Source organism: Halobacterium bonnevillei, from assembly GCF_009831555.1.
Taxonomy (GTDB): Archaea; Halobacteriota; Halobacteria; order Halobacteriales; family Halobacteriaceae; genus Halobacterium; species Halobacterium bonnevillei.
Window position 1 is genome coordinate 1 of the sequence record NZ_WUUU01000162.1, and the last position, 6,438, is coordinate 6,438.

The window sequence follows — 6,438 nt, forward strand, 5'->3', positions numbered from 1 at the left end:
CCGGGCCGGGAATCGCGCGGTCGACGACCCGGCCGACCGCGGGCGGGTCGCGGTTGCGCCACCAGTTGAACGCGCGGTTCAGCAGCCGCAATCGACGCAGCCCAACTGAGTGCAGCGGCGACAGACCGAGGGCCTGGCGGCGCTCTATCGCCGCCTCGGCCTCCGGATGCAGGTCGGCAGCCATACGACAGTATCGCGTCGACACGGGCAAAAAGCCAGGTGCTGCCGGAGCCGCCCGGACGACAGACCCAGACGAGATTTATCAGTTAGTCCGCCGACACTCCGGTATGGTCGCGGCCACCAAACCGTCCGACCCCGACGAACCCGCGAGCGTGGACGGGGGGACGTCCGGCGAACGGCGCGTCGTCCTCGCGGACGTCGAGCTGTCGCGCGCGCTCACCGTCCAGTGCTGTTCGTCGGCGTCGCCGTCGCCACGCTCGGCGCACTCCCTCGCGCTCGGCCTGTTCGGTCCGTTCGTCCTCGACGCGCTGGGCGTCGACTCACTGACCGTCGGCGACCCCGACTCGCTCTGGTACCTGTTCTCCTTCCAGTCGTCGCCGACGGAGATATCGTACGCCGTCGGCCCCGCGGTCCTCGCGGCCGGCGGCGCGCTCGGACTCGCGTCCGGCCTCCTGCGGAACTATCGTCGGCACGCCCGCCGGGAATGACGCCTATTCGGCGACGTCCGCGGGCTCGGCGTCCGCGAGGTCGCGGAGTCGACCGGGGTCGATGGGCCAGACGGCGTCGGGCGTGCCAGCGGCCGCCCACACTTCCTCGTGGTCGAGGAGCGACCGGTCCAGCAGGACGGGGACGTCCGTCGCGTGGCAGATGGGCGGGACGCCGCCGATGCTCCACCCGGTCGCCTCCTTCACTTCGTCGGCCTCCGCCATCCGGGCGTCGGTGGCGTCCTGGTAGACCGCGACCTTGTCGAGGTCCACGCGGTTCGCGCCGCTGGTCACCACCACCACGGGGTCGTCGTCGGTGACGACGACGATGCTGGACGCGATCTGCGCGACGTCACAACCGATGGCGTCCGCGGCGTCGGCCGCCGTCTTCGTGCCGTTCTCGAACTCGTGGACGTCCACCGCCACGCCGTACTCCTCGCGCGCCCGTTCGACGAATTCGGCTGCCCGCTCGTGCATGCTCGTCGCTCACACGGCCCGGCGAGAAAGGTGTGTCGCTCGCTGCAGTTTCGAGTGTCGAGGAGGGGCGGATTCTTCCCTGTGAGCGCGATAGGACGCGTATGCCTCCGGAGTCAGGGTCGGTGCTCGCCCGGTTGCTGCCCGTCGCCGGGACGGCCTACCTGGTCTACCTCGCGAGCCAGCCGCCGCCGGCGCGCTGGGTCGGCCTCGGGTGTCTGGCCGTCGTCGCGCCGTTCCTGTCGGGGTGGGTGCTCGGGAACGTATTCGGCGTCGGGCCGTGGGCGGACGGCGGGCCAGGCTGAGTCGCGCGCGTGGCCAATTCCGCCGGTGCGGGGTATTCTTATGGGGTTCGCCGACCTCCGGCCAACCATGGCTATCGAGAACGTACTGCTGGCGGTCGGCCCGAGCGACGACGAACGGATCGAACCGCTGGCGCGGACGACCATCGACATCGCGGGGCCGGCCGGCGCCACAGTCACACTCGCACACGTGTTCACCGACGACGAGTACGACGACGCCCGCGGGAGCCTCGACCTCTCGTCGTCCGACGACGTGACGCCGGACGCAGTGGCGCGACGACACGCGACGATCCGGGACCTCGCCGACAGACTCGAGGACGCGAACGTCGGCTACAGCATCGCCGGGAGCGTCGGCGAGCACGGCGAGAACATCGTCTCCCTGGCCGACGACGTGAACGCGGACATCGCCATCGTCGGCGGCCGGAAGCGCTCCCCGACGGGGAAAGCCGTCTTCGGGAGCACCGCGCAGACCGTCCTGTTGTCCGCGCCGTGTCCCGTGACGTTCGTGCGCAGCGACCACTGAGACCGACGCCGAACTGACACAGAGATACGTGACCGCCGAAGACAGCTCGATCTGACCCAGATGGACGCTACCGCCGAAGACGGCCACGGTGGACTTGTCGTCGCGAACCTCGTCGCGGGTGAGTCGGTCCTGGCGGCATCGGGCGCGCTCGTCGACCACACGGGGAACGTTCGCGTTGAACGCGCCCGCGACGTCGTGTTCCGGTCGGTGGCGAACGCCGCCGGACAGCGACAGCGCACTCCCGTTCGCGTGACCGCGGACGCGGAGGCGACGGTTCGGTTCGCGCCGCCCCACCACGGGAGCGTCGTCGCCGTCCCGCTCGAGGGGGACGGCATCGCGGCGACCAGGGACGCGTTCGTCGCCACCGACAGCGGCGTTCGCGTGGGCGCGGACCGCGTGGGGGAGCGCCGGCGCGCGGCAGCGGCTCTTCCTTGCGACGCTCGCGGGCACGGGACGGCGTACGTGGCCGGTCGCGGCAGGGTCGACCAGGTGAGAGTGCCGGAGGGCGACAGCCACGTGGTCTCGGCGGCGCACGTCGTCGCCTTCGACGCGAACGGGTCCATCAGCGTCGAGCGCTCCAGCGCCATCGAGGACACGCCGCCCGCCTGCCGGTTTCGGGGCCCGACGACGGTCTGGGTCGCGACGCGGCCGTCGCCGCGGTTCACGCAGTAGCGGACGCAGCGGCCACAGCGGTCGCAGAATCGGACGTCGTCCGACAGGTTGCGAACTAACACGGCTTCGAGTGAAAACTGTGCAGTTAAGTGGACGGACCGACGCACTCACAGTAGATGCCGTACTTCGTCGGCGTTGACCTCGGCGCGACCAACGTCCGCGCCGCAGTCGCGGACGGCGACGCCACCATCGTCGCCAGCGACAAGCGGCCGACGCCCCGCGGCCCGACGGGCATCCAGGTCACGGAAGCCGTCCTCGACACCATCCGGGCCGCCTGCGAGAGCGCGGGCGTCGCGCCCGGCGACGTCGCAGCGGCGGGCATCGGGAGCATCGGGCCGCTGGACCTCGCCGACGGCGTCGTCAACGGCCCCGCGAACCTGCCGGACTCCGTCGGCACCGTGCCGCTGGTCGGTCCCGTCTCGAAGCTCGTCGACACCGGCGACGTCTACCTCCACAACGACACCGTCGCCGGCGTCATCGGCGAGCGCTACCACGCCGACCGCAACCCCGACGACATGGCCTACGTCACCATCTCCTCGGGCATCGGCGCGGGCGTCGCCGTCGACGGGAACGTCCTCACCGGGTGGGACGGGAACGCCGGCGAACTCGGCCACATGGTCGTCGACCCGCAGGGCCGACGGACGTGCGGCTGTGGCCGCGACGGCCACTGGGAGGCGTACTGTTCCGGGGAGAACATCCCCGAGTACGCGCAGATGCTCGCCGCGGACGGCGACGTCGACACCGCGCTGCCCCTTGAGGACGCCGAGTTCTCCGCGAAGCACGTCTTCGAGCACGCCGACGACGACGAGTTCGCCGCCTACGTCGTCGACCAGGTCGGGTTCTGGAACGCCGTCGGCATCACGAACCTCGTGCAGGCGTACGCGCCACTGGTCGTCTACGTCGGCGGCGCCGTCGCGCTCAACAACCCGGAGAAGGTGCTCGACCCCGTCCGCGAGCACCTCGACACGGCCGTGTTCAACAACGTCCCCGAACTCCGGTTGACCTCGCTGGGCGACGACGTCGTGCTCCGGGGCGCCGTCGCGTCCGCGCTCACCGGCGGCACGGGCGACCGCTCGCGGTCGTAACGGCGCCGAATTCGCCGCGAGCGAATCGTCGCAGGACTTTTCGGGCCTACTCGCGGAGAGACGTGTATGCGACGACGAGACGTCCTGCGGTCGGCCGCCGCCGCAGCAGCCCTCCCGCTAGCGAGTACCGCCGTCACAGCCACCAGCAGCCAGGACGCCTACGCGCCCCTCGGCGTGGTGGGCATCGAAGGCACGAAGGAGGTGGTCATCGACGACGCCGGCGAGACGGCGTACGCCGCGACGACTGACGGCTTCGCGACCGTTGACATCGCCGACCCCGAGGCGCCCGAGTTGCTCACGGTCGAGGCACCGCTGCTCGCGGACCACGAGGACGGCGCACTCCAGATGGTCTACGACGTGAAACTCGACGGCGACACCCTCATCGTTGTCGGGCCCGCGAACGCCACCCGCCAGGAGCAGGCCCAGGGGATGGCGGTGTACGACGTCAGCGACCCCGCGACCCCCGAGCGGACCGGATTCTACGAGACGACGTTCCCGATCCACAACGCCTACCTGGCGGACGGCGTCGCGTACCTCACCGCGAACGACCAGGTGAAGAACCCGGTCGTGCTCGTGGACGTCTCCGGGGACGCAATCGAGGAACTGGCCCGGTGGTCGAACGTCGACTACGACGACGCGTGGGCGGAGGTCCACTGGTATCTGCGGTCGTGCCACGACGTCTACGTCCAGGACGACGTATTGTACGTCGCGTACTGGGACGCCGGCACGTGGCTGGTGGACGTCAGCGACCCCGCGAACCCCACACACATCACCCACTTCGGGCACTACGAGGCGTCGGACCTCCAGGACGTCGAACAGGTCGGCGTCGAGGGCCTGGGGCTCCCCGGGAACGCCCACTACGTCGCCGTCAACGACGACGCGTCCCTCCTGGCGACCGGCGCCGAGGCCTGGGACGACGACCCGGAGGACGGCGACGACGGGCAGGGCGGCATCGACATCTGGGACGTCTCGGACCCGACCGAGCCCGAGAAACTCGCGTTCGTCGCGCCGCCGCCGACACCGAACGGCACCCGGGAGGGGACGTGGACCACCTCGCACAACTTCGACTTCCACGGCGACCGCCTGTACTCGTCGTGGTACCAGGGCGGCGTGAAAGTCCACGACGTCAGCGACCCCGCGAACCCCGAGGAACTGGCGTGGTGGCGCCAGCCCGACCAGACGAGCTTCTGGACCGCCCAGTACGCCACCGATGACGCGTTCGTCGCGGGGAGCATGCTCGGCGGCGACGACTATCCCGCGGGCATCTACACGTTCCCGAACCGGGCCGGCGAGCAGGCTGACCCGCCGACTCTGGTCGAGGAATCGTCCACGGCGACGACCGAACAGCCGACCGAGGAGACGACGACCACGGCCACGACCACCGCAACGCCGACCACCACCGAGACCACGAGCGAGGCGACGACCGAAGACCCCGACGAGTCCGGCGGCGGCGCGCCCGGGTTCGGCGTACTGGCGGCGCTGTCTGGCGTCGCGGGCGCTGCACTCGCCGCGAGGCGCCGGCTGGACTGAACAGAAACTACATCATCCGTCCAGTCCCAACGGTCGGCCATGAGCGAGACAGCGGGCGCCGGGAGTCTCCACGAGCGCGTCGAAACGTGGCTCATCGGCCAGATGCCAATCATCAGGAGTCACGGCGGCACGAGCGCCGTCCGGAAAGCCGACCCGGACGCGGGCGAGGTTGTCGTGGAACTCGGCGGCGCGTGCTCGGGGTGCGGCATCAGCCCGCGGACCGCCCAGCGCATCAAGGTGGACCTCGCCGCGGAGTTCGAGGAAGTCGACGACGTCGTCGTGCGGTTCACCGACGGCGACGGCGGCGGCTGGGGCGGCGACCAGCCCGAGAGCTACATGGGCGTCGACCGCAACGAGGGCGCCGCGGCGGCCGCGGCGAGGGCAGCCCGAACTCCGACAGCCACTTCTGAGGACGCGGCGACCGACGCGGCGGCCCCCGGCCGTCAGTCGTCGTCGCTGACCGCGTTCCGCACGCGTTCGGCGACGCTCAGCGCCTCGTCCGCCAGTGCCTCGCTGACGTGCCCGGCGTCCACGCAGTCCCGGAGTTCGTCCTCGTCGACCACCTCGACGGTGCCGTCGGCGTGTTTCACGACGTCGACGTGGAGGTCGACGTACCGGACCGCGTCCGGGAACACTTCGGCCGGCGTGGAGACGTTGAGGTAGGTGCCCTTCACCTGCCCCTCGGACCCCTCGTAGATGGTCGGATACCACCAGTTCCCCTCCGTGAATCGCGTGGTGGCGACGTCGCCGCGCTCGCGTTCGACGCCGAGCGCGTCGTACGTGCCGCCCGCGGTCATCTCGCGGCGCACCGTCACGCGGCCGTTCTCGCGGTCCCGATCCGTGACCTCGCCGCGGCCGAGCGTGATGAGGCGACCGTCGGGTTTGCCGTGCCGGATGGCGACGAGGTCGCCCTCCGTCGGCCGAACTGGTCGGTGACCGCGCCGAACGGGAACGCGTCCGGGGCGGCGCCGAGCGTTTCCGCGAAGTCCACCGCGCTGCCGGCCGCGTCGCCCCCGGCCTTGATTCGGTGGTGCCCGGGGAGCGTGGTCGTGACGTCGCGGCGCGCGTCGTCGAGTTCGAACCGGGACTCGCGGCCGAACCACACCCACGTCGTCTGCTCGGGCGCGGCGACCCGGTGTGGGGCCGCGTCGCTGGGATGTGGCGCGTCCGCGACTGCTTCCTCGAGG

Annotated in this window: 7 protein-coding genes and 3 pseudogenes; 7 read left to right on the plus strand and 3 right to left on the minus strand. The window is 71.0% G+C overall.

The genetic code is table 11. From position 1 onward, the window contains the following. Positions 1-184, minus strand: a pseudogene (locus tag GRX66_RS15110) (alpha/beta hydrolase); the annotation flags it as partial. A gap of 103 nt (positions 185-287) precedes the next feature. On the opposite strand from GRX66_RS15110, the gene GRX66_RS15115 reads away from it, so the two are divergent. Further along, on the plus strand, positions 288-668 hold the full coding sequence (locus GRX66_RS15115) for a hypothetical protein (RefSeq protein ID WP_159527296.1): 381 nt from the start codon (positions 288-290) through the stop codon (positions 666-668). Between the two features lie 3 nt (positions 669-671). Here the strand turns inward: GRX66_RS15115 and GRX66_RS15120 are convergent, their stop codons facing one another. Continuing rightward, on the minus strand, positions 672-1,142 hold the full coding sequence (locus GRX66_RS15120; protein ID WP_159527297.1) for a YbaK/EbsC family protein: 471 nt from the start codon (positions 1,140-1,142) through the stop codon (positions 672-674). Positions 1,143-1,243: 101 nt separating this feature from the next. Here GRX66_RS15120 and GRX66_RS15125 point away from each other — a divergent pair, with 101 nt between their 5' ends. The 6 genes and pseudogenes from GRX66_RS15125 (at position 1,244) to GRX66_RS15150 (ending at position 5,661) form a co-directional block, all read left to right on the plus strand. Further along, on the plus strand, positions 1,244-1,444 hold the full coding sequence (locus GRX66_RS15125) for a hypothetical protein (protein WP_159527298.1): 201 nt from the start codon (positions 1,244-1,246) through the stop codon (positions 1,442-1,444). A gap of 67 nt (positions 1,445-1,511) precedes the next feature. After that, positions 1,512-1,964 carry a universal stress protein gene (locus tag GRX66_RS15130; RefSeq protein WP_159527299.1) on the plus strand — a complete coding sequence of 151 codons (453 nt, stop codon included), beginning with the start codon at positions 1,512-1,514 and terminating at the stop codon, positions 1,962-1,964. Positions 1,965-2,024: 60 nt separating this feature from the next. Continuing rightward, on the plus strand, positions 2,025-2,636 hold the full coding sequence (locus GRX66_RS15135) for an AIM24 family protein (protein WP_159527300.1): 612 nt from the start codon (positions 2,025-2,027) through the stop codon (positions 2,634-2,636). A gap of 116 nt (positions 2,637-2,752) precedes the next feature. Continuing rightward, positions 2,753-3,721, plus strand: a complete 969-nt coding sequence (locus tag GRX66_RS15140) for an ROK family protein (RefSeq protein ID WP_159527301.1) — start codon at positions 2,753-2,755, stop codon at positions 3,719-3,721. A 66-nt stretch (positions 3,722-3,787) separates the two neighbouring features. Further along, positions 3,788-5,251 (plus strand): LVIVD repeat-containing protein, encoded by a 1,464-nt coding sequence (locus GRX66_RS15145; RefSeq protein WP_159527302.1) that lies wholly within the window; start codon positions 3,788-3,790, stop codon positions 5,249-5,251. A 39-nt stretch (positions 5,252-5,290) separates the two neighbouring features. Further along, positions 5,291-5,661 (plus strand): annotated as a pseudogene (locus GRX66_RS15150) (NifU family protein). 33 nt (positions 5,662-5,694) lie between these two features. Here the strand turns inward: GRX66_RS15150 and GRX66_RS15155 are convergent. Continuing rightward, positions 5,695-6,438, minus strand: a pseudogene (locus tag GRX66_RS15155) (DUF402 domain-containing protein); the annotation flags it as partial.

Bases quoted from the DNA above. Each gene is read 5' to 3' on its own strand.
- GRX66_RS15145 (WP_159527302.1), top strand. From the start codon at position 3,788: ATGCGACGACGAGACGTCCTGCGGTCGGCCGCCGCCGCAGCAGCCCTC.
- GRX66_RS15120 (WP_159527297.1), bottom strand. From the start codon at position 1,142: ATGCACGAGCGGGCAGCCGAATTCGTCGAACGGGCGCGCGAGGAGTAC.
- GRX66_RS15140 (WP_159527301.1), top strand. From the start codon at position 2,753: ATGCCGTACTTCGTCGGCGTTGACCTCGGCGCGACCAACGTCCGCGCC.
- GRX66_RS15130 (WP_159527299.1), top strand. From the start codon at position 1,512: ATGGCTATCGAGAACGTACTGCTGGCGGTCGGCCCGAGCGACGACGAA.
- GRX66_RS15135 (WP_159527300.1), top strand. From the start codon at position 2,025: ATGGACGCTACCGCCGAAGACGGCCACGGTGGACTTGTCGTCGCGAAC.
- GRX66_RS15115 (WP_159527296.1), top strand. From the start codon at position 288: ATGGTCGCGGCCACCAAACCGTCCGACCCCGACGAACCCGCGAGCGTG.
- GRX66_RS15125 (WP_159527298.1), top strand. From the start codon at position 1,244: ATGCCTCCGGAGTCAGGGTCGGTGCTCGCCCGGTTGCTGCCCGTCGCC.